The organism is Polaromonas sp. (genome assembly GCF_030680935.1).
GTDB lineage: Bacteria > Pseudomonadota > Gammaproteobacteria > Burkholderiales > Burkholderiaceae_C > Polaromonas.
On sequence record NZ_JAUXUP010000047.1, the window covers coordinates 114,268 to 140,865 of the forward strand.

Here is a 26,598-nt window from a genome sequence, read left to right on the forward strand (position 1 = left end):
ATCGAACTTTGGAAAATATTACCCAGCAGTTTTCAAGAAAGCCAGTTTTTCATCCGCGGACTGGTGTAGGAATAAATGCCGATTCGATATCACCAGACTTGCAGAGGCGACACCGATGACCATTGCCTCCGCGCCAGGCGACAAACAAAGTGCCAAAGCTGGCAGAAAGCAAAAAACCACCGCAGCGGGTGGCTTTCTTAAGACTGCCTTCAGCGCGTAAACGGCGTTGATTCGATGAATTTTCCGCCTGCCCCCACATGGGAGGGCTTTGCGTTGGGGTCTGGCTTGGGCTGCGTTTTATTGGTGCCCTCTTCGCCGAACGTTTTCTTGGGGGTCGTGTTCTTGTCGACCTTGTTTTCATTGCTGTCCCCAGGCTTGCCCTGCCCGATGCTTGCTTGGCCCATAGCTGCTCTCCCGGCTAAATGCAGTTCAAGGCAAAGCCCGAATCAACTTGCAAAGCTGGATGGGGAGCTGGAATCTTGCCCACGCGCCAATTCATCCACCCTGGGGATGGCGTTAACCAAAAACGGCCAGGCGGACCGTGACGACCCGACACCCCCCCCTGTGGGCAAGCGTCCCTCGCCAGAGACGGGATAGGCGGCACGCAGGCCTCGCTGATTAGCTGGTAGATCAATGGCAAACTGGTTCATAAGTTCCCCCAAAAGGCGGCTTTTGACTGCTGAGTGATGTTGGTGTCACTTTAGAGTGGGAATCGATTCCCGGATGTCAGACCCCGGCGAAACTTTTGTAGGACAGACGCGAGGGAGACCGCATACCCGGGCTCAGCAAATGGAATCGGAACCCGGTTTTTTTGGCCTCTGAGCTTGAAACTACTTGCAAACAGCCTTATGATTAGCACTCGATGGTATTGAGTGCTAGCAGCCACTTAATCCAGCCCTATCACTGTAGCCGCGCCCAGCACGGCTGCTTTTTGATTCAAAAACCACTGTTTCACAATCAGGAGCCCCCATGAAACTTCGTCCCCTGCACGACCGCGTGATCGTCAAACGTGTTGAAAACGAAACCAAAACCGCCTCCGGCATCGTCATTCCTGACAGCGCCGCTGAAAAGCCTGATCAGGGCGAAGTCCTGGCCGTCGGCCCTGGCAAGAAGAACGACAAGGGCGAAATCAGCGCCATGGCCGTCAAGGTCGGCGACCGCGTTTTGTTCGGCAAATACAGCGGCCAGACTGTCAAGGTCGATGGCGACGAATTGCTGGTCATGAAAGAAGACGACCTCTTCGCTGTTGTCGAAAAGTAAATTGCGCCAGCGACTTACTTTCTTCGCAGGCTAACTTGGCACAGCCAAGTTAAGGGCCAAGGGCCCGGCCGAAGACAAAAATAATAGCTACGCTTTCTTTCCCAACAACGGTCCCGTAAAACTTTTTTGAATATTCTGGAGAATTAAACATGGCAGCAAAAGACGTCATTTTCGGCGGCGAAGCCCGCGCACGCATGGTCGAGGGTGTGAACATCCTGGCCAACGCAGTCAAGGTCACCCTGGGCCCTAAAGGCCGCAACGTGGTGCTGGAGCGCTCTTTCGGCGCCCCGACCGTGACCAAGGACGGTGTGTCCGTCGCCAAGGAAATCGAACTGAAAGACAAGCTGCAGAACATGGGCGCGCAGATGGTCAAGGAAGTTGCTTCCAAGACTTCTGACATCGCTGGTGACGGCACCACGACCGCTACCGTTCTGGCACAAGCCATCGTCCGCGAAGGCATGAAATATGTCGCCGCCGGCATGAACCCGATGGACCTGAAGCGCGGCATCGACAAGGCTGTGACGGCCCTGGTCGAAGAGCTGAAAAAAGCTTCCAAGCCCACCACCACCAGCAAGGAAATTGCCCAGGTCGGTACCATTTCTGCCAACAGCGACGAAGAAGTCGGCAAGATCATCGCTGAAGCGATGGACAAAGTCGGCAAAGAAGGCGTCATTACCGTTGAAGACGGCAAGTCACTGAACAGCGAACTCGACGTGGTTGAAGGCATGCAGTTTGACCGCGGCTACCTGTCGCCTTACTTCATCAATAACCCTGAAAAGCAATCCGCGATTCTGGACAACCCGTTTGTACTGCTCTACGACAAGAAGATCAGCAACATCCGTGACCTGCTGCCTACGCTGGAGCAAGTCGCCAAGTCCAGCCGTCCGCTGCTGATCATCTCGGAAGACGTCGAAGGCGAGGCCCTGGCCACGCTGGTGGTCAACACCATCCGCGGCATCCTGAAGGTTGTGGCCGTGAAGGCCCCTGGTTTCGGCGATCGCCGCAAAGCCATGCTGGAAGACATCGCCACCCTGACCGGCGGCAAGGTGATTGCTGAAGAAGTCGGCCTGACCCTCGAAAAAGTGACGCTGGCTGACCTCGGCCAAGCCAAACGCATCGAAGTGGGCAAGGAAAACACCATCATCATCGACGGCGCCGGCGCGGCTGCTGACATCGAAGCCCGCGTCAAGCAGGTTCGTGTCCAGATCGAAGAAGCAACTTCCGACTACGACCGCGAAAAACTGCAAGAGCGCGTGGCCAAGCTGGCCGGCGGTGTTGCCGTGATCAAGGTTGGCGCTGCCACCGAAGTTGAGATGAAAGAGAAAAAAGCCCGCGTGGAAGACGCCCTGCACGCTACCCGCGCTGCTGTGGAAGAAGGCATTGTGGCCGGCGGCGGCGTGGCCCTGCTGCGCGCCAAGCAATCGGCTGGCGCCATCAAGGGTGACAACGCTGACCAGGACGCCGGCATCAAGCTGATCCTGCGTGCCATCGAAGAGCCACTGCGCATCATCGTGTCCAACGCCGGCGAAGAGCCAAGCGTTGTCGTGAACGCTGTGCTGGCCGGCAAAGGCAACTACGGCTACAACGCCCAGAACGGTACTTATGGCGACATGATCGACATGGGTATCCTGGACCCCACCAAGGTGACCCGCACTGCACTGCAGAACGCAGCGTCCGTGTCGTCGCTGATGCTGACGACCGAGTGCATGGTTGCCGAGGCTCCGAAAGACGAGTCCGGCGCCGGCGGCCCTGGCGGCATGGGTGGTGGTATGGGTGACATGGGCGGCATGGGCGGCATGGGCATGTAAGTATCCTTGCCTGAGGGCTGATCGCCGCGTTGCGGGGTCTTGTCGTACCTTTGGTACTGCCTGCGACCCCGCGCCTTGCGCTAAGCCCTCATGCTGCGTCCGGCGGCTGAATGGCTTCCGGACAACAAACAAAAAACCCGCAGGGCGCGAGCCCTGCGGGTTTTTTCATGCGCGCTCGAACTAATCGGAAGCGTCGCTGCTGCCGGGCTGAGCCCACCAGTAGATCAGCAACAGAAAACCGATAACGGTCAGCATGATCAACTGCCACCAGCCGCTTTTGCCGATGTCGTGCAGGCGGCGGGCGCCGACCGCGAGCGCAGGCAACAGCAAGGCCAGGGACACCAGGCCAGCCACGATGTCGCCCAGCATCGAGGCGGCAATCGAGACCAGGATCTGAAACAGGAAAAACCACCAGAACTCGGGCCGCGAGGCGCGGCCGGAGAAAGTGGCGTATTTGGAAAAGCAGGTCGAGATGGCTTGACCGAAGTTCATGTGTTCTCCTCCTCAGGAGTGTGCAGGGCGAATTCCCCGCGTCATGATATTCGACCGCAATGACGCCCGGTTCTAGCGCAGTCGCTGCAGCAGGCCTGCCGTCGATCCATCGAGGCCGGCGGTATCGCCGCTTTGCAGCCGGGGTTCAATGTCCCTCGCCAGCACCTTGCCAAGTTCGACGCCCCACTGGTCAAAACTGTTGATGCCCCAGATGGCGCCACTGACAAACACGCGGTGCTCCTGCAGCGTAATCAGCGCGCCCAGGCTGGCCGGAGTCAGCTCTTCCAGCAACAAGAAGGTACTGGGACGGTTGCCGGGGAAATGTTTGTGGCCGCCCCCATCGTCCTTTCCCTGCATCAGCGCCTGCGCCTGGGCCAGCACATTGGCCAGCAATTTGTCGTTGTGCCCCGGCAGGCTGCGCGCCACCCGCTTGATGGCGACAAACTCGACCGGCACCACCTCGGTGCCCTGGTGCAGCATCTGGAAGTAGGCGTGCTGGCCGTTGGTGCCCGGTTCCCCCCAAAGCACCGGCGCCGTGGCAAACGGCAAGGCCTGGCCGTCCAGATCAACACGTTTGCCGTTGCTCTCCATCTCCAGCTGCTGCAAGTAGGCCGGCAGTCGGCGCAGCGCCGTGCTGTAGGGCGCAATGCTGCGGCTGCTGAAGCCGTGGAAGTTGCGGTACCAGACATCCAGCAGGCCCAGACGAACCGGCAGGTTCTGCGCCAGCGGCGTGGCGCGAAAGTGTTGGTCCATGGCGTGGGCACCGGCCAGGAAGTTCCGAAAGCCCTGCGCGCCAATGGCGATGGCCAGCGGCAGGCCAATCGCCGACCACAGTGAATAACGCCCACCGACCCAGTCCCAAAAGCCGAAATTCGTGCTGACCCCGAAGGCGTTGGCCGCGGCCACATTGGTCGTCAACGCAGCAAAATGCCGCGCGATGTCCGTGCCGCCGTGCGCCTCGAACCACTGTTTCGCCGAAGCGGCGTTGGTCATGGTCTCGATGGTGGCGAAGGTTTTGGAAGCAATCACAAACAGCGTGTTTTGCGGTTTGAGATCTTCCAGCACACCCGCCAGCTCCTGGCCGTCGATGTTGGAGACAAAGTGCAGGCGTTTGCCTGGCTGCCGGAAAGCCTCCAGCGCCAGCACCGCCATCTGCGGGCCGAGGTCGGAACCGCCGATGCCGATGTTCACGATATCGGTGATGGCCGCATCGGCACGCACCCGCTCCGCAAAAGCCAGCATCGCGTCCAGCGTTTCATGCACCTGGACGAGTTCATTTGCTATGTTTTCAGGAGCTGTTTGCGCCTGCTGCATAAGGGCGGGAGCCGGATTTCGCAATAGAAAGTGCATGACGGCACGGTTTTCGGTGCGGTTGATGGCGTCTCCGGCAAACATCGCGTCGCGCCGGCCCTCCAGTCCGCACTGGCGCGCCAGGTCCAGCAACAGGGTCTCGGTGGCCGCGTCGATCAGATTTTTCGACAGGTCGGCAAACACATGGGGCGCGTCCTGGCTGAAGTCTGCAAACCGGTGGGGGTTGGCCGCAAAGGCTTCGCGCAAATCCAGCTTTTTGCCAGCTGTGGCGTACTGTGTGCGCAACGCGGCCCAGGCAGGTGTGCGGTCACAGCGGGGTCCTGAAGCCCCCACGCTTGCCACTGCGTGTGCTGCGCTGCCCCCCGAGGGGGCTGAACTTGCTCGGGGCGGCCCGTCGCTGCGTTCGGCGTTCATGCGGCCAGCATCAGCTTTTCAAGCTTGACGGCGTCCGCTGCAAACGCGCGTATGCCCTCTGCCAGTTTCTCGGTGGCCATCGCATCTTCATTCAGGGCGTAGCGGAAGGTCACTTCGTCAAAATTGGCGGCCGGCAGCTGCAGCGCCTGGGCGGCTTTCGCGTTCAGCGCCGGCTGCAGCGGCGCGTCGCTGGCGGCCAGCTGGGCCAGCAGCTCCGGGCTGATGGTCAGCAGGTCGCAACCGGCCAGTGCAGTGATCTGGCCGATGTTGCGAAAACTCGCCCCCATGACCTCGGTGGCGATGCCGAAATGTTTGTAATGGTTGTAGATCTGGTGCACCGACTGAACACCGGGATCGTTGGCGCCAGTTTTCCCAGCTTCGTCCCAAGCCGAACCGGATGATTTTTTGTACCAGTCGTATATGCGGCCGACAAAAGGCGAAATCAGCTGCACCTTCGCCTGCCCGCAGGCCACCGCCTGGCAAAACGAAAACAGCAGGGTCAGGTTGGTGTGGATACCACGGTCTTCCAGCCGGCGGGCTGCTTCAATGCCTTCCCAGGTCGCGGCCACCTTGATCAGCACGCGGTCGATGTGGATGCCCTCGGCCTCGTACAGCTCGATGATGCGCTCGCCGCGCGTGAAAGTCCCGTTACTGTCAAAACTCAGTCGCGCGTCGACTTCGGTCGATACGCGACCAGGAATGATGGACAGGATTTCGCAACCGAAACGTACCAGCAGGCGGTCCATGGTTTCGTCCAGCGCCCGGCCGCGGAATTCGGCCATGGTTTCCGCCAGCAGCGGCCGGTACTCGGGCTTTTGCACCGCCTTGAGGATCAGCGAAGGGTTGGTGGTCGCGTCCTGCGGCTTGAAGGCATCGAGTTGTTTGAAGTCGCCAGTGTCGGCAACCACCGTGGTGAACTGTTTGAGCGCTTCGAGTTGGTTCATTGCGCGAGTGTAAGGTGAGCGCAGCGCGTGCACTGTCAGATCAGGGGCCGATTGAGTTACCATTATGTCAATAAAGTATGAAACTTTATTACACAGCAGCTTCAATGATTGGGAAACATGAGCTTTGACCTGGTTCTGTTTGGCGGTACTGGCGACCTCACCTGGCGCAAGCTGCTGCCCGCCTTGTTCCAGGCCTTCCGGCACGGCTCGCTACCCGGTGATGGCCGGATTGTGGGTGTTGGCCGGGACGCCATGACAGATGCCCAATACCGTGAGTTGATCCGTTCACGTTTTGACGGCGTGGAACTGGCCAAACGTCCCACCGGGGATGAATTTGAGCGGTTCGCCGCCTTGTTGCACTACCTGAAAATGGATCTGGCCCGGCCGGACGACTACGCCCGGCTGGCCGAAACCCTGCAATCCCGTCAGGCAGACACCGTCGTGATGTACCTGGCCACTGCGCCCGGTCTGTTTCAGGGAATTTGCGAAAACATGGCCGCCGTCGGGCTCAATGGCCCACAAACCCGCGTGGTACTGGAAAAACCGCTGGGCCACGATCTCGCGTCCAACCGGGCCATCAATGAAGCGGTGCTTCGTGTGCTCCCGGAAAACCAGATTTTCCGCATCGACCACTACCTCGGCAAACCCTCGGTGCAAAACCTGTTTGCAATGCGTTTTGGCAACTCGCTGTTTGAACCGCTGTGGCGGCGTGAAACCATTGCCAACATCCAGATCACGATTTCCGAAGAACTGGGTGTTGAGAAACGCGGCGCCTTCTACGACAGCACCGGTGCACTGCGCGACATGGTACAAAACCACGCGCTCCAATTGCTGTGTGCGATTGGCATGGAGCCACCGATCAACGCCCACGCCGATGCCATCCGCGACGAAAAGCTCAAGGTGCTGCGATCGCTCAAGCCATGGACACCAGAGACGCTCAAGCAACATGTGATTCGCGGTCAGTACGCCGCCGGCAACATCAATGGCGAAGCAGTGCCGGCTTACCTGCAGGAAAGCGGCGTCGACCCCCATAGCCGGACCGAAACCTTTGTAGCGCTGCGCGCCGAGATTGCCAACTGGCGCTGGGCCGGCGTGCCTTTTTACATACGCACCGGCAAACGGCTGGCCGACCGCGATGCACACATCGAGGTGAACTTTCGCCCCACACCGCATGCCATTTTCAAGTCGCCTCAGGGTGCAGGCAACCGGCTGGTGATCAACCTTCAGCCGAAAGACGGCCTGGAACTGCACCTCCTGGCCCAGGGTCAGGACAAGCGCACCGGGCCGCGCACGGCCAGCCAGACGCTGGCGCCGGTGCAGCTTGATCTGGACTTTGACAAACGTTTTGGTACCGAACGCGTGGGCGCCTATGAGCGCCTGCTGCTCGACGTGATTGACGGGCGCCTGAATCTGTTTGTGCGCAGCGACGAACAGGAAGAAGCATGGCGCTGGGTCGAACCCATCCTCGACGCATGGCAACACGATACCGCCGGTCCCAGGCCGTATACGGCGGGAACCTGGGGGCCCAGTGCATCGAGCGGCATGATTGCCAAAGACGGCTACTGCTGGAGCGAGGAGTGTTAGACCGCATCAAGGCCTGCCTGCCCTCACTGGCACCGGCCGAGCAACGCGTGGCACTGCTGCTGCTGAGCGACGCGCGGGCTTTTGCCAGTCTGCCGGTGACCGAGCTGGCGGCGCGGGCGCATGTCAGCAAACCCACTGTTATCCGTTTTTGTCGCAGTGTCGGTTACGACGGCTTGTCGGACTTCAAACTCAAGCTGGCTGGCAATGTCAGCGAAGGTGTGCCTTTCATTCACCGCAGTGTGGATGCAGATGACAAAACCGCCGATGTCATGGTCAAGGTGATCGACAACACGGTGGCCGCCTTTCTGAAGTACCGCAATGACGCGAGCTCGGCGCTGATCGAAAAAGCTGCGCTGGCTCTGGTGGCGGCCTGCAACCAGGGCCGACGTATCGAGTTTTTCGGGGTCGGCAACTCCGGCATCGTTGCGCAGGATGCGCAGCACAAATTTTTTCGCCTCGGCGTGCATGCCATCGCCTACAGCGACGGGCACATGCAAGTCATGAGCGCTTCCCTGCTCAGGCCGGGTGATTGCGTGGTGATCATCTCCAACTCGGGGCGCACGCGCGACCTGCTGGATGCGGAAGGCATTGCGCGCAAAAACGGTGCCACCACCATCGTGATTACAGCCAGCGGCTCACCACTGGCTTCCGCAGGGCACATCCATCTGGCCGCCGACCACCCCGAAGGTTATGACCGATACAGCCCCATGGTCTCGCGATTGCTGCACCTGATGGTGATCGACATCCTGGCGACGACGGTAGCCTTGCGCATTGGCGGTGACAAGGTGCAGCCACTGCTCAAGGAGATGAAGAACAATTTGCGGAGCAAGCGGTACGCTTGAACTGCCTGGCGGTGTTCCCGGCCCCAGCCCGACGGCTGGGGCATGAGTACGGGCGCGGGAGGCGATGGTGATCTCCGCCGCCCATCACCTGACAATAGAATAAGCCTCCAGCCCTTATGCAGATTGAGCAAGTAGCTATAAAAACAATAGCAACTAGATTCTGCCCTCTTCCACCGCATGGCATGCAATCTTCACGCCCCGGATGTTGAGCAGTTGCGGGCGCTCGGCGCGGCAGCGGTCGTTGACGTGCGGGCAGCGCGGGTGGAAGGTGCAACCCGTCGGGGGGCTCAAGGGGTTGGGCACCTCGCCCTGCACCGGTGTGCGGTCACGGCCGGTGTCGTGCATCTTCGGAATTGCGTCCAGCAGCATGCGCGTGTAGGGGTGCAACGGGCTGGAAAACAAGGTTTGTTTGTCGGCCAGCTCAACCAGACGGCCCAGGTACATCACGCCCACCTGGTCGCTGACGTGACGCACTACTGCCAGATTGTGCGAGATGAACAGGTAAGTCAGGCCGCGCTCTTGCTGCAGATCCTTCATGATGTTGAGCACCTGTGCCTGCACGCTCACGTCCAGCGCCGAGGTGGGCTCGTCACACACCAGAAACTCGGGCTCTGTGGCCAGCGCGCGGGCAATCGAGATTCGCTGGCGCTGGCCGCCCGAAAACTGGTGCGGGTATTTTGGCCCGTCCAGCGGGCTCAGGCCGACCGACTTCAGCAGCTCGCCCACGCGCGCCTTGAGTTCAACTTCGTCGGTAATCAGGCCATGCTCGCGCAGCGGCTCGCCCACAATGTCTTCCACTATCCAGCGCGGGTTCAGGCTGGCGTACGGATCCTGGAAAATCATCTGAATCCGACGCCGCAGCTTGCGGCCTTGCGGCGTCTTGAATGCGGCGTGTGCGTCCTGCCCGTCAAAGGTCAGGCCGCCACGCGTTGGTTCGTACAAACCCACCAACAGGCGCGCCACCGTGCTTTTACCGCAGCCAGACTCGCCAACCAACGCCAGGGTCTTGCCTTTTTCGATCTCGAAGCTCACGCCATCGACAGCGTTCAGCATCAACCGCGGCTTGCCTTCAATGACCCGGTTGAGCCAGGGTGGGGAAACATCAAAAGTTTTGGCCAGGTCGTGTGCCTGAACCAGAGGGCCGGCGGCGATCATGCGGCGACTCCCACTGGAAGATCGTGCAGCCAGCATGCGGCGCGGGTCGCGCCCGCAGGCAGCAGACCAGGTCTTTCATGACGGCAGCGGTCAAACACCTGGGGGCAGCGCGGGTTGTAGGCGCAGCCGGTCGGAATGGCGTTCAGGCGCGGCATCGCGCCGTCGATCTGGTTGAGCCGCTCACGGTCCATGGTGATGTCCGGAATCGCGGCCATCAGGCCTGCGGTGTAGGGGTGCGCGGGATGATTGATCACTTCATGCACCGGGCCGATCTCGGCAATACGTCCTGCATACATCACAGCCACACGGTCACAGGTCTCGGCGATCACGCCCATGTCGTGGGTGATCAGCATCACGGCGGCGCCGCGTTTTTTGCAGATGTTTTTCAGCAGCATGATGATCTGCGCCTGGATTGACACATCGAGCGCGGTCGTTGGCTCGTCCGCCACAATCAGTTTGGGCTCGGCGGCCAGCGCCAGGGCAATCACCACACGCTGGCGCATACCCCCGGAGAACTGGTGCGGAAAGTGCTCCATACGCTGCTCGGCAGCCGGAATGCCGGTGTCCTCCAGCAAGGAAATGGCGCGCTGGCGCGCTTCAGCGTTGCTCACTGGCAAATGCGCCTGGATGGTCTCCATCAATTGCCGGCCTACCGAATACAGCGGGTTCAGAGATGTCAGCGGGTCCTGGAAAATGGCGCCAATCTTGCGTCCGCGGATATGCCGCATTTCTTCATAGGCCAGGTTGTCGATGCGCTGACCCTCAAGCAAAATTTCCCCGCCGCCTATCCGCCCCGGTGGCTCGAGCAAACCGATGATGGCAGCGCCGGTCAGCGATTTGCCGGCCCCCGATTCACCGACCACCCCGAGAATTTCACCGGGCGCAATCTCAAATGAAATATCGTCCAGCGCGCGCAGGGTACCGCGGCGGCCAGGGAACTCGACGATCAGATTCTTGACTTGTAAAAGACTCATTGGGGTATCTCAATCACCGAGGCAAAAGCGTACGGACAGGTTTTTTTCGCTGGGCGGCCCCAAGGGGACATGCACCCTCTCGAGGGGCAGCGAAGTACACACAGTGACACGGGCGGGGCCATCTCTTCAGCGCAAGCGCGGATTAAGCGCATCGCGCAGCCAGTCGCCAAGTAAATTGACGCTCAGCGAAATTGTCACCAGCATGGCGCCCGGAAACACCGTTATCCACCATTCACCGGAAAACAGGTAATCGTTGCCGATGCGGATCAGCGTGCCCAGCGAAGGCGAAGTGGGCGGCGCGCCCACACCCAGAAAGGACAAGGTCGCCTCGGTGATGATCGCTGTCGCCACCTGAATGGTGGCCAACACCAGCACTGGGCCCATCACATTGGGCAACACATGGCGGCGCATGATGCGCAGCGGCGTGACCCCGGTGACGCGTGCGGCCTGGACATACTCCTTGTTGCGTTCCACCAGGGTGGAGCCGCGCACGGTTCTGGCGTACTGGACCCAGCCCGTGAGTGTGATGGAAATGATCAGCACCCCCAGCGCCAGCGAATCCTGCGCGTTGGGAAAAAGCGCCCGCCCAACCCCGGCAATCAGCAGCGCCACCAAAATGGCCGGAAAAGAAAGCATCACGTCGCAAAGGCGCATCAGGGTCGAGTCAATCCAGCCACCGTAGAACCCGGCCAGCAAACCCATGCCGACACCGAACACGACAGAGAGGATCACCGAGGCAAAACCCACCGCCAGGGACACGCGGGCGCCATACATCAGGGCAGACAGAATGTCCCGCCCCTGGTCGTCAGTGCCCAGCAGGTACTTGCTTGAACCCTCGGCCGACCAGGCCGGTGGCAGGCGGGCATCGCTCAGTTCGAGCGTCGTCAGGTCGAAGGGGTTGTGCGGGGCCACAAAGCCCGCAAACACCGAACAAAAAATACAGATCAGGGCGACCGCAGCTGCAGCCATCGCCACCGGGGAGGTGCGAAAGCTGTAGCCGATATCGCCGTCCCACATCCGGGATAGCGCGTTTGTCATGGCACCCGCTTACTTGTTGACTTTGACGTACTTCCAGGGCATGCCGTTATCGGGCCACTGAACCATCTCGATGTTCTTTTTGGAGGCCCAGTTCAGCGCCTGCTGGTGCAGCGGCAGGTGCGCAACTTCATCCTGGTGGATTTTCAGGGCTTCGCGGATCATCTCATTGCGCTTTTTGTCGTCGGTTTCAGATGCCACCAGGTTGGTCAGCTCATCAATACGGGCATTGCTGTAGGCACCGAGGTTGAACTGACCACGACCGCCGTCACCCGGCGTGGACATGATGGGGTAAAGCACGTTGTGGGCATCCACTGTGCTGGGAGTCCAGCCCAGCATGTAGAAACTGGTGTCGCGGCGCAGGATTTTCGGGAAATACGTTCCTTTGGTTTCAGCCTCCAGATTGATCTTCACGCCAATGCGCGACAGGTTGGCGGCCACCGCCTGGCAGATTTCGCCGTCATTCACATAACGGTCATTGGGGCAATTCATCTTGAGCTCAAAGCCCGCACCATAACCGGCATCAGCCATCAGTTTTTTGGCTGCTTCCACGTCAAATGGCAGGCGCTTGGCGAGGTCTGGCGCATAACCCTTGATCTCCGGCGCCAGCAGTGTCGCAACCGGCGTGGCCGCGCCGCGCATTACGCGGTTTTTGATGGCCTCAATATCAATCGCCTGATAAAAAGCCTGGCGAACACGTTTGTCCTTGAAAGGATTTTTGCCCTTGACGCTGGAAAATTGCAGCTCATCGCGCTTTTGGTCCATGCCCAGAAAGATGATCCTCAGCTCCGGGCCCTGCAGTACCTTGAGGCCTGCATTGCCCTGAATGCGGGCCACGTCCTGCACGGGCACCGGCTCCATCACATCGATCTCGCCGGACAACAGCGCTGCCACGCGGGTGCTGTTGTTGCCAATGACGTTGAAAACCACCTCATCGACATTGCCTTCAATCTTGCCCCAGTAGTTGCCGTTGCGCGAGAACGTGGTGCGGACATTGGGCTGGCGCTCACGCACCCGGTAAGGGCCAGTGCCGTTGGCACGGAAAGACGCTGCGTTTTCAATGCCTTTGCGGCGGTCTACCGGTTTCGTGGCCTGGTTGGTCTCAGACCACTTTTTGCTCATCATGTGCCACTGCGTGAACAGCTCGGGCAAGATGGGAAAGGGGTTGTTCAACACGAAGTCGATCGTGTGGTCGTCAATTTTTTTGACTTCCTTGATCTGGCCGACATAACTTTTCATGTCAGAGCCGTCGCCCTTGGCACGCTCGTAGCTGAAGATGACGTCGTCTGCGGTAAACGGCGTGCCGTCATGGAACTGCACGCCCTTGCGCAAGTTGAAGCGCCAGACCGTCGGCGAGGTCTGCTTCCAGTCCGTGGCCAGTGAAGGTGCCAGCTTGTAGCTGCGGTCGCGTGTGACCAGCGGTTCGTACACATTGCCCACCACAGTCAGTTGCAGCGATTCATTGAGGGAATGCGGATCAAGAGACAACGCATCCCCCTGATTGCCGACCCGCAACGTGACCGCAGACGCTACAAAACTAGTAGCAGCCAGCGCACAACCCATAAGGGCTACAGTCGATTTTTTCTTGAAATTCATGGAATTCTCCTGTTGGTGGGATGTCTTGGTTTTACACGGATAAAGGCATGGACTGCTCCACCAGGCCGGCGTGCAGGGCTGCACCCATCGGCAAGATGTCGTCATTGAAGTCGTAACGGGTGTTGTGCAGGAAACAGCTCCCTACGCCGTTTTCGGCACCCTGCCCGATGCGCATGTAAGCGCCGGGCTTGACCTGTAGCATGAACGAGAAATCTTCAGCACCCATGCTGGGCTCCATGTCGCGCACCACATGGTCGCTGCCAACCAGCGATTCAGCCACATCGGCCGCGAACATGGCTTCGTCGTACGAATTGATGGTGGCCGGGTATATGCGCTCGTAGTGCACCGAGGCCGTGGCGCCAAAACCCAGAGCGACGGCGCTACACAGCTCATGGAGCCGGCGCTCTATCAGGTCCTGCACGTCAGGGTTGAAAGTACGGACCGTGCCCACCAGCGTAGCCTTGCCGGGCACCACACTGAAGGCTCCCATGTCACCTGCTTGCATGGCACACAAGCTGATCACCGCACTGTCAATCGGCTTGACGTTGCGCGACACAATACTTTGCACCGCAGTGATGATATGCGCCGCCACCAGCACCGGGTCCACCGTCATGTAGGCGTGCGCGCCATGGCCGCCGCGCCCGGCGATTTCGATGGTGATGCGGTCAGCCGCTGCCATCATCGGGCCGGGGTTGATGCCCACCGCACCCGGCCTCATCGAAGGCCAGTTGTGCATACCGTACACCGCCTGCACCGGAAAGCGATCAAACAAGCCCTCTTCGATCATCACGCGGGCGCCGGCAAAACCCTCTTCACCCGGCTGAAAGATCAGCACCGCCGTGCCATCAAACTGCCGGCTTGCCGCCAGGTAACGGGCCGCGCCCACCAGCATCGCAGTATGGCCGTCGTGGCCGCAGCCATGCATCAGGCCGGTTTTGGACGACTTCCACGCAAATTCGTTGTGCTCGGTCATCGGCAGGGCATCCATGTCGGCGCGCAAGCCAATCATCTTGCCGCTGCCGTTTTTCCGACCCTTGATAACAGCGACCAGCCCGGTCTTGCCGATGCCCGTGTGCACCTCATCCACACCGCAGCGCTGCAGCGCTTCCTTGACACGCGCAGCGGTGTAGACCTCTTCAAAGCCAAGCTCGGGGTGTGCATGCAGGTCGCGGCGAAAGGCGGTCAGCTCGGGATGAAACTCGCTGATCTGCGCGAAAGCGCGGCCCCTGGCCTTGAGTAGCGGAGCAGAACGGGGCGCCAGCATCAATGGCCCCCGGCCTTGCCCACGCGCAAGCGCGGATCGACCACAAAATACAGCAAATCAACCACCAGATTGATCACAACAAAAATCAGCGCAATCAGGCACAGATAAGCGGCCATCACCGGAATGTCCGCAAACGTCACGGCCTGGATAAACAGCAAGCCCATGCCCGGCCACTGAAAGACCGTTTCGGTGATGATGGCAAACGCGATCAGGCCGCCGAGTTGCAGACCGGTGATGGTCATCACGGGCACCAGTGTGTTTTTGAGCGCATGCCCGAAATGAATGACGCGGTTGCTCAGGCCGCGAGCGCGTGCAAATTTGATGTAGTCGGTCCGCAGCACTTCCAGCATCTCGGCACGTACCAGCCGCATGATCAGCGTGAGCTGGAAGATGGCCAGCGTGACGGCCGGCAACACAATGTGGTGCCAGCCCTTGGCCGTCAGCAAGCCGCTGCTCCACCAACCCATCTGGACCACGTCGCCACGACCGAAACTTGGAAACCAGCCCAAAACCACCGCGAACAACAGAATCAGCAAAATGCCGATGAGAAACGTCGGCAGGGAAACGCCCACCAGCGAGACTGTCATCAAGATCTGGCTCATGAAAGTGCCACGCCGCAAAGCCGCATACACACCCATTGGCACCCCCACCAAGAGGGCGACCAACCCAGCCACCAGAGCAAGCTCCAGGGTAGCCGGAAAACGTTCTGCAATCAGGCGCGAAACCTTGGCACCCTGGCGCAAGCTCAGGCCAAACTCGCCCTGTACGGCGTTGACCAGAAAGTAGCCAAACTGCACAAAAAAGGGTTTGTCCAGCCCCAGATCGGCGCGCAACTCCGCAATTTGCTCAGGCCGCGCATCCTGGCCAAGAAGAAAAACGACCGGGTCGCCCACATACTGAAAAAGCATGAAAGCGATAAAGGCCACGGTGACCATCACGATCACCGCCTGAAACAGGCGACGGAGAATAAATGCAAGCATCGATTGGATTTTTTAGGGGACGGACCATGCTAGCAGAGCAAGCACCATGCCGACACCGGGGTTTCCTTTAGACTTAAAGAAAGTCCCAGCAAACAGGGGCCGCAGAGGGCCCCTGTTGGAATGCATGGATAAGCCGCGAGCAGCGCTGGCTGTCAGTTGACCTTGATCAGCCGCCAGTCAAGCCGGTTGTCGGCACGGTGAATCACGTCGATGTTTTTCTTCATGGCCCACGGAATGATCTGGTTGTGCAGCGGAATGTGCGACACGGTGTCGTTGGACAGTTGCAAGGCTTCGGTCAGCAAGCGGTTGCGCACCGGCAAATCGGTCTCTGCCTTCACGCGGTCCACGATGTAGTCCATGCGCTGGTTGCTGTAGCGGCCCACGTTGTAATTGCCGTCGCCGCCGGTGCCGACGCTGCGGGTGAGCGACTGCAGGCTGTACAGCGCATCAAAGGTTGGCACACCCCAGCCCAGCATGTAGATGCTTGCCTCGAAACGCTGGATCATCGGAAAATAAGTCACCAGTGGCAGGGTCCGCAGCTTGGCCTTGACACCGGCGCGCGCCCACATCGCAGTGACCGCCTGGCAGATTTCCTCGTCGTTGATGTAGCGGTTGTTGGGGCAAGCGAAGTCCACCTCAAAACCATTGGGGTAACCTGCCTGGGCCAGCAATTTCTTGGAAGCCTCCGGGTCGTAGGGATGGCGCTTGTGCACCGCTTCGGTCCAGCCGTTGACCTGCGGCGCCACCAGTGCACCGGTTGGTTGGCTCAGGCCACGCATGGTCACACGGTTAATCGCAGCGATATCGATGGCCTGGTAGAGGGCCATGCGTACACGCTGGTCTTTCAGCGGGTTTTTTCCCTTGATATTGGAGCCGGGCAGTTCATCACGGAACTGGTCCATGCCAAAGAAAATGGTGCGGTTCTCGATACCGTCGATCACCTTCAGGTTGGCGGTGCTGCGCAGGCGACCCAGGTCCTGGATGCTGGGGTCAAGAACAAAATCGACCTCACCCGACAACAGGGCAGCAACCCGGGTGGCTTCCGATTTGATCGGCGTGTAGACGACTTCGGTCACGTTGGACTCGTTCTTGCCCCAGTAATTGGGGTTGGCCACAAGAACCAGCTTCTGGTCAGGCTGCCACTCCTTGACCATGAAAGGCCCGGTACCCATGGCGTTGCGGTGCGCAAAGGTTTCATCCTTGGCGCGGATGTCTTTCGGCTCTGTCGATTTGTTCTTCTCGGCCCAGGCTTTGCTCATGATGCGCAGTTCGGTCAGCTGGTTGAGCAGTACCGGGTTCGGGCCTTTCATCATGATGTCCACGGTGGAATCATTGACCTTGACCACCTTGTCGATGCCCTGGGTGTAAACCGCATAGTTGGAGGTTTTGGCGGTCGCGCGCGTGAGCGAAAAAACCACGTCGTCAGCGGTCAGCGCCGAACCGTCGCTGAACTTCACACCGGAGCGAAGGGTAAAGCGAATCTGCGTAGGGGAAACGTCACGCCAGGCCGTCGCCAATTGCGGCTCAACCTTGAAAGTGCGGCTGTTGTAGTACACCAGCGAGTCATACACTGCGGCATGCACGCCATTGCCCAGGGCATTGTTCTGCGAGTGGATGTCAAAAGTCGGGATATCGCTTGCGCTGGACCATTTGAAGGTCTTGGCCTGCGCGGCGGGCACCAGGGTGAAAGCTGCGGCCGCCGCAGCGGCGATCAAAACGGGATGAAATTTCATGGTTTTTTCTCAGAAAAGGAAGCGCCCAATATACAACTTGCCCCCGACGCACCAACAAGGGGTTTCCCCTGAAAAGAAAGAGCTGGACGCACAAAGCAGGCCCTTTGGCCGGGAGGCACACGCTGGTGAGCAACTCCTGGGCCAAGCGGTGGCTATCTTCCTTGCGCCAAAGACCCCAGCGTGACAGGCCCGTACCAGGCCTTTGTATTGGAGCGGGTGTTGTCGCTGTCGGTCATGATGCCGATGCCCACCAGCGCGCCAGGGGCTTCACCAAAAGCGGCTTCGTAATCTGCGCGGATGTTGCGCTCATAGTCGACCCACTGCTTGAGTTTGCCAGCGCCCGATTCGACCACCAGCTTTCGAACCCGGTCGGTGCGCGGGTTGACAATCACGCTGCCCGCTGGGCGGGTATTGCACCACACGTACATCAAGGTGGCGTAGGGCAGTTCTTCGCCGGTCAGGGAGCGGGCCAGCTCGGACAACATGGCATTTTTGGCGGAAAACTTGCCGCGGTCACCTTCAAAAATCAGCACGACGCGTACCGGGGAATCATCGGCTTCGCGCAGGGCCATGTCGGCCTGTGCGATCAATTCAGGCACCTTCCACGAGAACCGCACGCTGGTCAGCTCGGCGGGTTCCATACGTACCACCTGGCGAAGCATGCTGGCAGAAGATTTTGACGTGACCACCATGGCGTTGCGGCCATCCTGACGCATGTAGTTGAACAGGCTGGGCTGCTTGCCTGGCAATTTGTAATGCCGCCATACAGGTGCATGGCCACTCACCGGTGCCTGGGCCCAAGGGGTGCTGGATATCGCAGAGTCAGCGCCAGAATCCCCCGGCGCGGGTAGCAACGCGGAACAACCCACCAACTGCATCAGCGTCAACATGGCCAGCACGGCCGACCCGCAGAGTCTGTTTATTGAATTTTGCATACAGCGGCCTGTCTCATTTGTCTCTTCTCCATAAAAAAAAGCCGCCCGAAGGCGGCTTTTAGACTTTCTTCACAGAAGCTGACACTAGGCCAGCCACCGATCAGAAGGAGTGCTTGATACCGAAGTCGTAACCGGTCGAACGTGCGTTCGCTGCAGTCACGGCACCGTTCAGAGCCTGGCTTGCGCCGCCGCTGTTGGTCACGCGAGCAATCGTGGTGTACAGAGCCGTACGCTTGGACAGGTTGTGCACATAACCCAAAGCCCATTTTTTGGATTTGGGAGTCAAAGCAGCGTTGGTCTTGTAGGTGGAGTAAGCCACACGGATCTGGCCAGCGCCCAGCGGAACAAGAGCACCGATCAAAGCGCCTTTGCCGGACACGTTGGCAGTCTGCTCAACTTTGTCGCGGGTAACCAAAGCCATCAATTGAGCCACGCCGAAGTTGTACGAACCGCCGAGGTTGGTGGACTTGATGTCACCAGTGGTAGCAGTGGTAGCAAACTTCGTACGCGAAGTTGCGATAGCAACGTTCACAGGGCCGTTGGCGTAACCGAGGCGAATGGCAGAACCTTTGCCGTCGTCTTCAGTGGCAACACCGGTCTGGTTGTTCTCACCGAGGTAATGCTGGAACTGGCCGTAGAAGCCGCCCAGGTTGCCTGGCAGGAAGTAACCAACGCTGTTGGAAGCGCGAACAGCAGTTGTACCGCCGAGACCGGAAAGGAGGGTCTGAGTCGTGCCAACACCGTTGGTGCCGAACGGATCAAACACGGTCTGGTTCCAGAACTGTGGCGTGTAGTCACGGCCCAGACGCAGTTCACCCATGCCGCTGGCCAGGCTGACGGTCGAACGACGGTTGAAGGTCAAGCCGCCGCCGCCGGTTGCGCCAGTTGTTTGGTTGTTGGTGCTGGTGTTAGCGCCGGAACCGTTGTCGTTGTTGACACCAGCCTCGAGCCAGAACGAAGCAGACATGCCGCCGCCGAGGTCTTCCGTACCGCGGAAGCCCAGACGGCTGGAGTTGTAACCGGAGTTGGTGATCTGGCTCTTGCTGGAAGAACCAACGCCAGAGCCGGAGCCGTGCGCGTAAGTTGCGTCAACAACACCGAACAGGGTCACAGAAGACTGGGCCGAAGCCACGCCGGCAGCAGCCAGAATAGCCAAAGCGACTAGGGATTTTTTCATTGCGAGTTTCTCCAAGGTTAAACATAGGGCTCCAGGATTTGGATCCCCGGGCCAACCTCCATTTAGGAAGTTGTATGTATTGCACCAGAGGCTGAGAGCTTTCGCAAAGGAAATAGCCTGATAAATCCATTTCCGTTGCACCACTGCAACAAATCACGATTCAGGTCCCGACCGGGATGACGTTCGGCCCGCGACCGCAAAAGGCGATTCGCTGGGGGAATCTGCAAGTACCCCCCTCTGCGTGCCCTTGGTCCCGCTGGGTAAACTCGGATCTTTCCTGCATTTTCGCCAATCCACCGGTCACTACTCTCATGGACACCTTTCTCAACGCGGCCGACAGCGCCCTGCGCACCTTGTTTGCAAAGCCACACGCCAGCCGCAGCTGCCCTACCGTGGCCGGGCAACGCACCGAGCTGAGCGCTGCGGACAAGGCGCTGGCGGGGGCGCTGATGCGGGTCAACCACGTCGGTGAGGTTTGCGCCCAGGCGCTGTATGCCTCGCAAGCCCTCAGTACCCGCAATCCGGTGCTGCGGGAGCAGTTTCTGGCAGCCAGCAAGGAGGAAGGCGACCACCTCGCCTGGACGCGGGAGCGGCTGGACGAGCTGGGCGCGCGGCCCTCGCTGTTAAACCCGCTGTGGTACGCCGGCGCTTTCGGGCTGGGCCTGCTGGCAGGCCGTCTGGGTGACCGGGCCAGCCTGGGCTTTGTGGTGGAAACCGAGCGCCAGGTCGAGGCGCATCTGGCCAGCCACCTGGAACGCCTGCCCGAAGGCGACCATGCCTCGCGCGCCATCGTGGCGCAAATGAAGGATGACGAGGCAAGGCATGCGCAGGAGGCGCAAGGCGCTGGGGCTTTGGCGCTGCCGGGCCCGGTCAAGGCGCTGATGCGGGCCTCTGCCAAAGTCATGACCACGACTGCGCACTACATCTAGTTTGCTATTTTTTTAATAGCTGCTTGCGCATGTCACATAAGGGCTGCAGCCCTATTCAGCACTTGAATCGTAACTACCAACTCCCGTTCGCCCTGAGCTTGTCGAAGGGCTTGGTGATGAGCAGCATGGCTTCGACGAGCTCAGCCCGAACGGTGTGGGGGTCTGAGTAGTTACCCCGAATCAGGCTTCGATCAGCTCAAAACTGGTGGTGATGTCGGCGGTTTTTCCGAGCATGATGGTGGCCGAGCAGTATTTGTCATGGCTCATGGCAATCGCCCGCTCCACCGCACTGGCGGCAATGCCGCGTCCGGTCACGGTGAAATGCATATGGATTTTGGTGAATACCTTGGGGTCGGTCTCTGCCCGCTCTGAGGTCAGCTTGACCGTGCAGCCACGCACATCATGGCGGCCCCGTTTCAGGATCAGCACCACATCATAGGCCGTGCAACCGCCGGTGCCGGCCAGCACCGTTTCCATGGGGCGCGGCGCCAGGTTGGCGCCACCGTTTTCAGGTTTGGCGGCGTCCGGCGCACCATCCATCAACAGGGTGTGCCCGCTGCCCGTGGTGGCCATAAAACCCATGGGCGAACCCGATGCGGCATTGCCCGCGCTTGCCTGGGCGCCCGTCCAGCTCACTGTGCATTCCATCAATCACCCCTCGAACCCAAGATCGTTGTCGAAAATTAGAGGCAGCTGTTTATTTTTCGCAACAAAACATTGTTGCGGTGCAGCATGCCTCCGCTATACTGAAATCATCGCATGAACACTGCTTTGCTTCATGCCACCGCTTGTCTCCTCCATCCCTGAAAGGGTGGATTTACAGGCCCAGATCGCGAGGTCTGGGCCTTTTTTCTCGCCCACTATGATGTCGGGTTGCGAGAAAAACACATGCCCACCCCCCACAAACCCGCCTCCCGTACGTCCCGCGTGACCTCACGCGCGTCCTCAGCCGCAGGCTTGAGCCCTGCCGATTACCTGAAGAAAATTCTGACGGCGCGCGTGTATGACGTGGCGGTGGAATCTGCCCTGGAGCCCGCAAAAAACCTGAGCAAACGTGTGCACAACACCGTGCTGCTCAAGCGGGAGGACCAGCAGGCGGTGTTCAGCTTCAAGCTACGCGGGGCGTACAACAAAATGGCGCATCTGAGTGCGGCGCAGCTCAAAAAAGGCGTGATCTGCGCCTCGGCCGGCAACCATGCGCAAGGCGTGGCGCTGGGCGCACACAAGCTGGGCGCGCCCGCGTTGATCGTGATGCCGGTGACCACGCCGCAGGTCAAGGTCGATGCGGTCAGGGCTTTGGGCGGCGACGTGATTTTGCACGGCGACAGCTACTCTGACGCCTACCTGCACGCCGTCACGCTGGAGAAAAAAAAGGGCCTGACCTTTGTGCACCCATTTGACGACCCGGACGTGATTGCCGGCCAGGGCACGATCGCCATGGAAATCCTGCGCCAGATCCAGACCATAGGCAAAGGCTCGCTGGACGCGGTGTTTGTCGCCATCGGCGGCGGTGGCCTGATATCGGGTGTGGCCAACTACATCAAGGCGGTACGGCCCGAGGTCAAGGTCATTGGTGTGCAGATGAACGATTCGAACGCGATGGCCCAGTCGGTCGGCGCCGGAAAACGTATCACGCTGCCCGATGTGGGTCTGTTTGCCGACGGCACGGCGGTCAAGCTGGTGGGCGAGGAAACCTTCCGCATCAGCCGCGAGCTGGTTGATGAATTCATCACCGTGGACACCGACGCCGTCTGTGCCGCCATCAAGGACGTGTTCATTGACACGCGCAGCATCGTGGAGCCTTCCGGCGCCATGAGCGTGGCGGCCATCAAGCAATACGTGGCCACCCACAAAACCAAAGGCGAAACCTACGCCGCCATTTTGTGCGGTGCCAACATGAATTTCGACCGCCTGCGTTTTGTTGCCGAACGCGCCGAGGTCGGCGAAGAGCGCGAGGCGCTGTTTGCGGTGACGATTCCCGAGGAGCGCGGCAGCTTTCGCCGTTTTTGCGAGCTGATTGGCGAGTTGCCCGGCGGACCGCGCAGCGTGACCGAGTTCAACTACCGCATCAGCGACGCCAGTCAGGCGCATGTGTTTGTCGGTCTGACCACACACGGCAAGGGCGAAAGCACAAAAATCGCCAACAACTTCGGCAAACACGGTTTCAAGACACTTGACCTGACGCACGACGACCTGGCCAAGGAGCACATTCGCCACATGGTGGGTGGTCACACCGCGCTGTCCAAAGACGAGCGTCTGCTACGTTTTGTGTTCCCCGAGCGGCCCGGCGCGCTGATGAAGTTTTTGTCCACGATGAAGCCGGGCTGGAACATCAGCCTCTTTCACTACCGCAACCAGGGCGCCGACTACGGCCGCATACTGGTCGGCTTGCAGGTGCCCAAGGCCGACAACAAGGCCTTCAAGGCCTTTCTGGACACCCTGGGCTACCCGCATGTGGAAGAAACCGACAACCCGGTGTACCGCCTGTTTTTGCAGGCCTGAGGCCGGCCCTGCATGACTACAGCATCGTCCAATTCAGCCTGCCCAGCCTGCGGTGCGGCTTTTCGCTGCGGCATGGTCGGTGCAGACGCGCAATGCTGGTGCGTCAAGCTGCCCCATGTGATGCCGGTGCCCGCCAGCTCCCCAACAACACCCAGCACCACGGGAGCCTCCTGCTTCTGCCCCGCCTGTCTCCAAAAAATCACCGATGACCGTCCACACAAAACTCCGCCTGCCCGAAATTGAAGCCACTGCGGATACCGCGCTGGCAGCCCGTTTGCAGCACAAGATCGATCAGAAAACCAAACCGCAGGGCGCGCTGGGCCAGCTGGAGCGTCTGGCGCTGCAGATCGGACTGATACAGCGCAGCGACAGCTTGAGATTCGACGCGCCACAGATGGTGGTGTTTGCTGCGGACCACGGCATCGCTGTTGAGGGAGTCTCCGCCTTTCCGCAGGCCGTCACCGTGCAGATGGTGGGCAACATGCTGGCGGGCGGCGCTGCTATCAACGTGTTTGCGCGCCAGCACAGCTTTGCCTTGCAGGTGGTGGACGCCGGTGTTGCCGCCGACCTGGCCGACCACCCGCAATTGCTGAAGCGGAAAATCGCCGCCGGCACCCACAACATCTGCGTCGGCCCGGCCATGTCACTGGCAGAAGCGGGCCAGGCGCTGCAGGCCGGTATGGACGTGGTGCAGGGCCTGCCCGGCAATGTGGTCGCCTTTGGCGAAATGGGTATTGCCAACACCTCGGCAGCGGCGCTGCTGCTGGCCCGGCTGGCCGATCTGCCGATCAGCGCGGTGGTCGGGCGCGGCACCGGTCTGGACGATGCACAACTGGCGCACAAACAAGCGGTTCTGACGCGGGCGCTGGCGCGCCACGCCGATGTGCGCGAGCCACTGGCTGTGCTGGCCGCAATGGGCGGCTTTGAGATCGCCATGATGACTGGCGCCATGTTGCAAGCCGCCAGCGAGCGCCGCGTGGTGCTGGTCGATGGTTTTATTGCCGGTGCCGCGGCTCTGGTGGCGTGCGCGTTGGCGCCGCAAGCGCATGACTACCTGGTGTTTTGCCACCGCTCGGCCGAGCGCGGCCACCACCTGCTTCTGGCGCATCTGCAGGCCACACCGCTGCTGGACCTGGACATGCGCCTCGGCGAAGGCACCGGCGCCCTGCTCGCCTGGCCGCTGCTGCAATCTGCCGCGCTGTTCATGGCGGAGATGGCAAGTTTTGATTCCGCTGGGGTCAGCGGTAAAAACTAGCCATGGTCCAGTTCATTCGTCACTACCTGCTCGCCGTACAGTTCTTCACCCGCATCCCGGTGACCGGCGCGCTGGCCGCGTGGACCGGTTACAGCCCGGCGATGCTGCGCGCCAGCGCCGCGCATTTTCCGGGCATCGGCTGGCTGGTCGGCGCCGCGGCTGCGGGCACGTATGCCCTGTTCATGGCCGTGTTGCCGCTGACTCTGTTTACCCCGCTGGTGGCTGCGGCACTGTCCACGGTGGCGACCGCGCTGCTGACGGGCGCCTTCCACGAAGACGGGCTGGCCGATGTCAGCGACGGCCTCGGCGGCAGCAGCGATGCCCCGCGCGCGCTGGAGATCATGAAGGACTCGCGCGTAGGCGCATTCGGAGCGCTCGCGCTGGTGCTTGTGCTGGCCTGCAAGCTGGCGCTGATCGCCCTGTTGGGTTCTGTCGAAACCTTGCTTGGCGACAGCGAGGAAGCCGAGCTGGCCCTCAACCCCTGGCTGGTGCCCGCCGCATTGTTTGCGGCTCACGTCGTTTCGCGCGGCCTGCCCCTGCTGCTGATTCGTGTGCTGCCGCATGTAGGCGACACCGCGACCTCCAAGTCCAAGCCGCTGGCCGACCAGATCAGCCTGGCCAGTCTGGGTGCCGCATTTTTATGGTGTTTTATGGCCCTGGCCCTTGCCAGTTATGTGCTGGACGCTATCGCATTGATAGCGGGTTGCAGCTTCGCCGTGGTGGCGCTGCTGTGGATGGGGCGGCTGTTCTCGCGCCGGCTGCAGGGCTTCACCGGTGACTGCCTGGGCGCCACGCAGCAGGTTTGTGAAGTTGCCTTTTACCTCGGCCTGGCCATCGGTCTGGCATGAAACTCTGGCTGGTGCGCCACGCGCCTGTGCTGCTGGCGCCGGGCAGTTGTTACGGCGCGCTCGATGTGCCTGCCGAACCCCAGGCCACGCAGCGATGTGCCCAGAAATTGTCAATGCTGCTGCCCCAGGGAATGCATGTCAGCACATCTCCGCTACAAAGATGTGAGCAGCTCACGCAGGCTTTACAAGGGCTTCGGCCCGATTTGATCATCAAAACAGATGCACGGCTGCGCGAAATGAACTTCGGCAACTGGGAAGGACGGCGCTGGGATGCGATTGCCCAAAGCGAGTTCGACGCGTGGACCACGGACTTTGCCGGCCATGCGGTGGGCGGCCATGGCGAGACCGTGCAGGCCGTGATGGCGCGCGTGGGCCAGGCTTTCAACGAATTACGCCATGATGCCGACGCGGTGTGGGTGACCCACGCCGGCATCATCCGCGCCGCACAATTGCTGGCCCAGGGCATCAGGCAGGTCTCCCGCGCTGACCAGTGGCCGCTGGACGCGACAGCCTGCGGCCAATGGCGCACACTTGAGCTATCGTTCAACCCTTCCCGCTGAAGCAACACAGGCAAGACCATGGCAGCAACTCTGGACGGACAACTGGTGGTGGCGATCTCGTCACGCGCGCTGTTTGACTTTGAGGAAGAAAACCGCGTGTTTGAAGACGGCCTGGCGCAGGTGCCTGTGCCCGGCGCCAAAAAAGACGCCGCCTACATGCAGCTACAGCTGGACCGCCTGGATGTGCCGGCCAAACCCGGTGTGGCTTTTTCGCTGGTCAAAAAGCTGCTGGCCTTCAACGACGCACCCGACAGCCTGGACCCCGCCGACGGTGCAGCCAAACTGGCGCAACGGGTCGAGGTCGTCATCCTCTCGCGCAACGACCCGGTCTCGGGCATGCGGGTGTTCCGCTCGGCCCAGCATTACGGCCTGAACATCCAGCGCGGCACCTTCACCCGCGGCGAAGCGCCCTGGCGCTACCTGAAACCGCTGCACGCCAACCTGTTTTTGTCGGCCCACCTCAGCGACGTGCGCGACGCACTGGCGGCCGGTGTGCCGGCTGCGCAGGTCTACCCGCAGTCGGCCCATGCCAGCGACAAACACCCGCATGAAGTGCGTATTGCCTTCGACGGCGACGCGGTGATTTTTTCCGACGAAGCCGAACGTGTGTTCCAGTCGCACGGCCTGTCGGCTTTTCAGGCGCATGAGCGCGACAAGGCCGCGCAGCCCCTGCTGGCCGGCCCCTTCAAACCGCTGCTCGAAGCGCTGCACCGGCTGCAGCAGGTCGGCACCTCCCACATGCGCATACGCACCGCACTGGTCACCGCGCGCAGTGCGCCAGCGCATGAGCGCGCCATCCGCACGCTGATGGACTGGAACATCGAGGTCGATGAAGCCATGTTTCTGGGTGGCCTGGCCAAGGGCGAATTTTTGCGCGAGTTTGAGCCCGACTTTTTCTTTGACGACCAGACCGGCCACGTCGATTCAGCGTCGCAGCATGTGCCTTCAGGCCATGTGGTCAGCGGCGTGTCGAACCAGCTGTCCTGATATTTTTCGCAAA

General features: G+C 60.5%; 25 protein-coding genes. 11 read left to right on the forward strand and 14 right to left on the reverse strand.

Features of this window, described 5'->3' with window-relative positions; all coding sequences use genetic code 11:
• Positions 1-209: 209 nt before the first annotated feature.
• On the reverse strand, positions 210-404 hold the full coding sequence (locus Q8L50_RS12630; RefSeq protein ID WP_305348982.1) for a hypothetical protein: 195 nt from the start codon (positions 402-404) through the stop codon (positions 210-212).
• 565 nt (positions 405-969) lie between these two features.
• On the opposite strand from Q8L50_RS12630, the gene groES reads away from it, so the two are divergent.
• Together groES and groL are read left to right on the forward strand one after the other, a co-directional pair.
• Positions 970-1,260: a co-chaperone GroES gene (gene groES, locus Q8L50_RS12635; RefSeq protein ID WP_096667046.1), complete on the forward strand. Its 291-nt coding sequence runs from the start codon at positions 970-972 to the stop codon at positions 1,258-1,260.
• A gap of 149 nt (positions 1,261-1,409) precedes the next feature.
• Entirely contained in the window at positions 1,410-3,068 is a 1,659-nt protein-coding gene (gene groL, locus Q8L50_RS12640) for a chaperonin GroEL (RefSeq protein ID WP_305348983.1), read from the forward strand.
• A gap of 180 nt (positions 3,069-3,248) precedes the next feature.
• On the opposite strand, the gene Q8L50_RS12645 is transcribed toward groL, so the two are convergent.
• From Q8L50_RS12645 to tal, 3 genes are all read right to left on the reverse strand, one after another.
• On the reverse strand, positions 3,249-3,560 hold the full coding sequence (locus tag Q8L50_RS12645; RefSeq protein WP_305348984.1) for a DUF805 domain-containing protein: 312 nt from the start codon (positions 3,558-3,560) through the stop codon (positions 3,249-3,251).
• Between the two features lie 72 nt (positions 3,561-3,632).
• Complete coding sequence (gene pgi, locus Q8L50_RS12650) at positions 3,633-5,285, reverse strand: glucose-6-phosphate isomerase (protein ID WP_305348985.1); 1,653 nt, start codon at positions 5,283-5,285, stop codon at positions 3,633-3,635.
• On the reverse strand, positions 5,282-6,229 hold the full coding sequence (gene tal, locus Q8L50_RS12655; protein WP_305348986.1) for a transaldolase: 948 nt from the start codon (positions 6,227-6,229) through the stop codon (positions 5,282-5,284). The genes pgi and tal overlap by 4 nt, the downstream gene beginning before the upstream one ends.
• 117 nt (positions 6,230-6,346) lie before the next feature.
• On the opposite strand from tal, the gene zwf reads away from it, so the two are divergent.
• Complete coding sequence (gene zwf, locus Q8L50_RS12660; protein WP_305348987.1) at positions 6,347-7,813, forward strand: glucose-6-phosphate dehydrogenase; 1,467 nt, start codon at positions 6,347-6,349, stop codon at positions 7,811-7,813.
• On the forward strand, positions 7,807-8,655 hold the full coding sequence (locus Q8L50_RS12665; RefSeq protein ID WP_305348988.1) for a MurR/RpiR family transcriptional regulator: 849 nt from the start codon (positions 7,807-7,809) through the stop codon (positions 8,653-8,655). The genes zwf and Q8L50_RS12665 overlap by 7 nt, the downstream gene beginning before the upstream one ends.
• A gap of 153 nt (positions 8,656-8,808) precedes the next feature.
• On the opposite strand, the gene Q8L50_RS12670 is transcribed toward Q8L50_RS12665, so the two are convergent.
• The 9 genes from Q8L50_RS12670 to Q8L50_RS12710 all read right to left on the reverse strand — a co-directional run bounded on the left by Q8L50_RS12670 (position 8,809) and on the right by Q8L50_RS12710 (position 19,504).
• Positions 8,809-9,810 carry an ABC transporter ATP-binding protein gene (locus Q8L50_RS12670; protein WP_370869794.1) on the reverse strand — a complete coding sequence of 334 codons (1,002 nt, stop codon included), beginning with the start codon at positions 9,808-9,810 and terminating at the stop codon, positions 8,809-8,811.
• Positions 9,807-10,784: an ABC transporter ATP-binding protein gene (locus tag Q8L50_RS12675; protein ID WP_305348990.1), complete on the reverse strand. Its 978-nt coding sequence runs from the start codon at positions 10,782-10,784 to the stop codon at positions 9,807-9,809. Before Q8L50_RS12675 ends, Q8L50_RS12670 begins: the two co-directional genes overlap by 4 nt.
• A gap of 126 nt (positions 10,785-10,910) precedes the next feature.
• Entirely contained in the window at positions 10,911-11,822 is a 912-nt protein-coding gene (locus Q8L50_RS12680) for an ABC transporter permease (protein WP_305348991.1), read from the reverse strand.
• Between the two features lie 9 nt (positions 11,823-11,831).
• Positions 11,832-13,415 (reverse strand): ABC transporter substrate-binding protein, encoded by a 1,584-nt coding sequence (locus tag Q8L50_RS12685; RefSeq protein ID WP_305348992.1) that lies wholly within the window; start codon positions 13,413-13,415, stop codon positions 11,832-11,834.
• Positions 13,416-13,446: 31 nt separating this feature from the next.
• Positions 13,447-14,679, reverse strand: a complete 1,233-nt coding sequence (locus Q8L50_RS12690) for a M20 aminoacylase family protein (protein WP_305348993.1) — start codon at positions 14,677-14,679, stop codon at positions 13,447-13,449.
• Positions 14,679-15,659, reverse strand: a complete 981-nt coding sequence (locus tag Q8L50_RS12695; RefSeq protein ID WP_305348994.1) for an ABC transporter permease — start codon at positions 15,657-15,659, stop codon at positions 14,679-14,681. Before Q8L50_RS12695 ends, Q8L50_RS12690 begins: the two co-directional genes overlap by 1 nt.
• Before the next feature lie 152 nt (positions 15,660-15,811).
• Complete coding sequence (locus Q8L50_RS12700; protein ID WP_305348995.1) at positions 15,812-17,392, reverse strand: ABC transporter substrate-binding protein; 1,581 nt, start codon at positions 17,390-17,392, stop codon at positions 15,812-15,814.
• Between the two features lie 152 nt (positions 17,393-17,544).
• Complete coding sequence (locus tag Q8L50_RS12705; protein WP_305348996.1) at positions 17,545-18,327, reverse strand: DUF3047 domain-containing protein; 783 nt, start codon at positions 18,325-18,327, stop codon at positions 17,545-17,547.
• Between the two features lie 100 nt (positions 18,328-18,427).
• A complete protein-coding gene (locus Q8L50_RS12710) occupies positions 18,428-19,504 on the reverse strand; it encodes a porin (protein WP_305348997.1) in 1,077 nt (358 codons plus the stop codon).
• Positions 19,505-19,815: 311 nt separating this feature from the next.
• Here Q8L50_RS12710 and coq7 point away from each other — a divergent pair, with 311 nt between their 5' ends.
• On the forward strand, positions 19,816-20,433 hold the full coding sequence (coq7, locus tag Q8L50_RS12715; protein WP_305348998.1) for a 2-polyprenyl-3-methyl-6-methoxy-1,4-benzoquinone monooxygenase: 618 nt from the start codon (positions 19,816-19,818) through the stop codon (positions 20,431-20,433).
• Positions 20,434-20,613: 180 nt separating this feature from the next.
• On the opposite strand, the gene Q8L50_RS12720 is transcribed toward coq7, so the two are convergent.
• The gene (locus Q8L50_RS12720) at positions 20,614-21,081 is read right to left on the reverse strand and encodes an OsmC family protein (RefSeq protein ID WP_305348999.1); all 468 of its coding nucleotides are present in this window, start codon (positions 21,079-21,081) and stop codon (positions 20,614-20,616) included.
• 240 nt (positions 21,082-21,321) lie between these two features.
• Here Q8L50_RS12720 and ilvA point away from each other — a divergent pair, with 240 nt between their 5' ends.
• The 6 genes from ilvA to Q8L50_RS12750 all read left to right on the forward strand — a co-directional run bounded on the left by ilvA (position 21,322) and on the right by Q8L50_RS12750 (position 26,585).
• The gene (gene ilvA / locus Q8L50_RS12725) at positions 21,322-22,935 is read left to right on the forward strand and encodes a threonine ammonia-lyase, biosynthetic (protein WP_305349000.1); all 1,614 of its coding nucleotides are present in this window, start codon (positions 21,322-21,324) and stop codon (positions 22,933-22,935) included.
• 72 nt (positions 22,936-23,007) lie between these two features.
• Positions 23,008-23,178 carry a cysteine-rich CWC family protein gene (locus tag Q8L50_RS12730; protein WP_370869797.1) on the forward strand — a complete coding sequence of 57 codons (171 nt, stop codon included), beginning with the start codon at positions 23,008-23,010 and terminating at the stop codon, positions 23,176-23,178.
• Positions 23,141-24,190: a nicotinate-nucleotide--dimethylbenzimidazole phosphoribosyltransferase gene (gene cobT / locus Q8L50_RS12735; protein WP_305349002.1), complete on the forward strand. Its 1,050-nt coding sequence runs from the start codon at positions 23,141-23,143 to the stop codon at positions 24,188-24,190. Before Q8L50_RS12730 ends, cobT begins: the two co-directional genes overlap by 38 nt.
• Positions 24,191-24,192: 2 nt before the next feature.
• Positions 24,193-25,038: an adenosylcobinamide-GDP ribazoletransferase gene (locus Q8L50_RS12740; RefSeq protein WP_305349003.1), complete on the forward strand. Its 846-nt coding sequence runs from the start codon at positions 24,193-24,195 to the stop codon at positions 25,036-25,038.
• Positions 25,035-25,598 carry a histidine phosphatase family protein gene (locus Q8L50_RS12745; protein WP_305349004.1) on the forward strand — a complete coding sequence of 188 codons (564 nt, stop codon included), beginning with the start codon at positions 25,035-25,037 and terminating at the stop codon, positions 25,596-25,598. Before Q8L50_RS12740 ends, Q8L50_RS12745 begins: the two co-directional genes overlap by 4 nt.
• A gap of 18 nt (positions 25,599-25,616) precedes the next feature.
• Positions 25,617-26,585: a 5'-nucleotidase gene (locus Q8L50_RS12750; protein WP_305349005.1), complete on the forward strand. Its 969-nt coding sequence runs from the start codon at positions 25,617-25,619 to the stop codon at positions 26,583-26,585.
• The last annotated feature ends 13 nt before the right edge of the window (positions 26,586-26,598 follow it).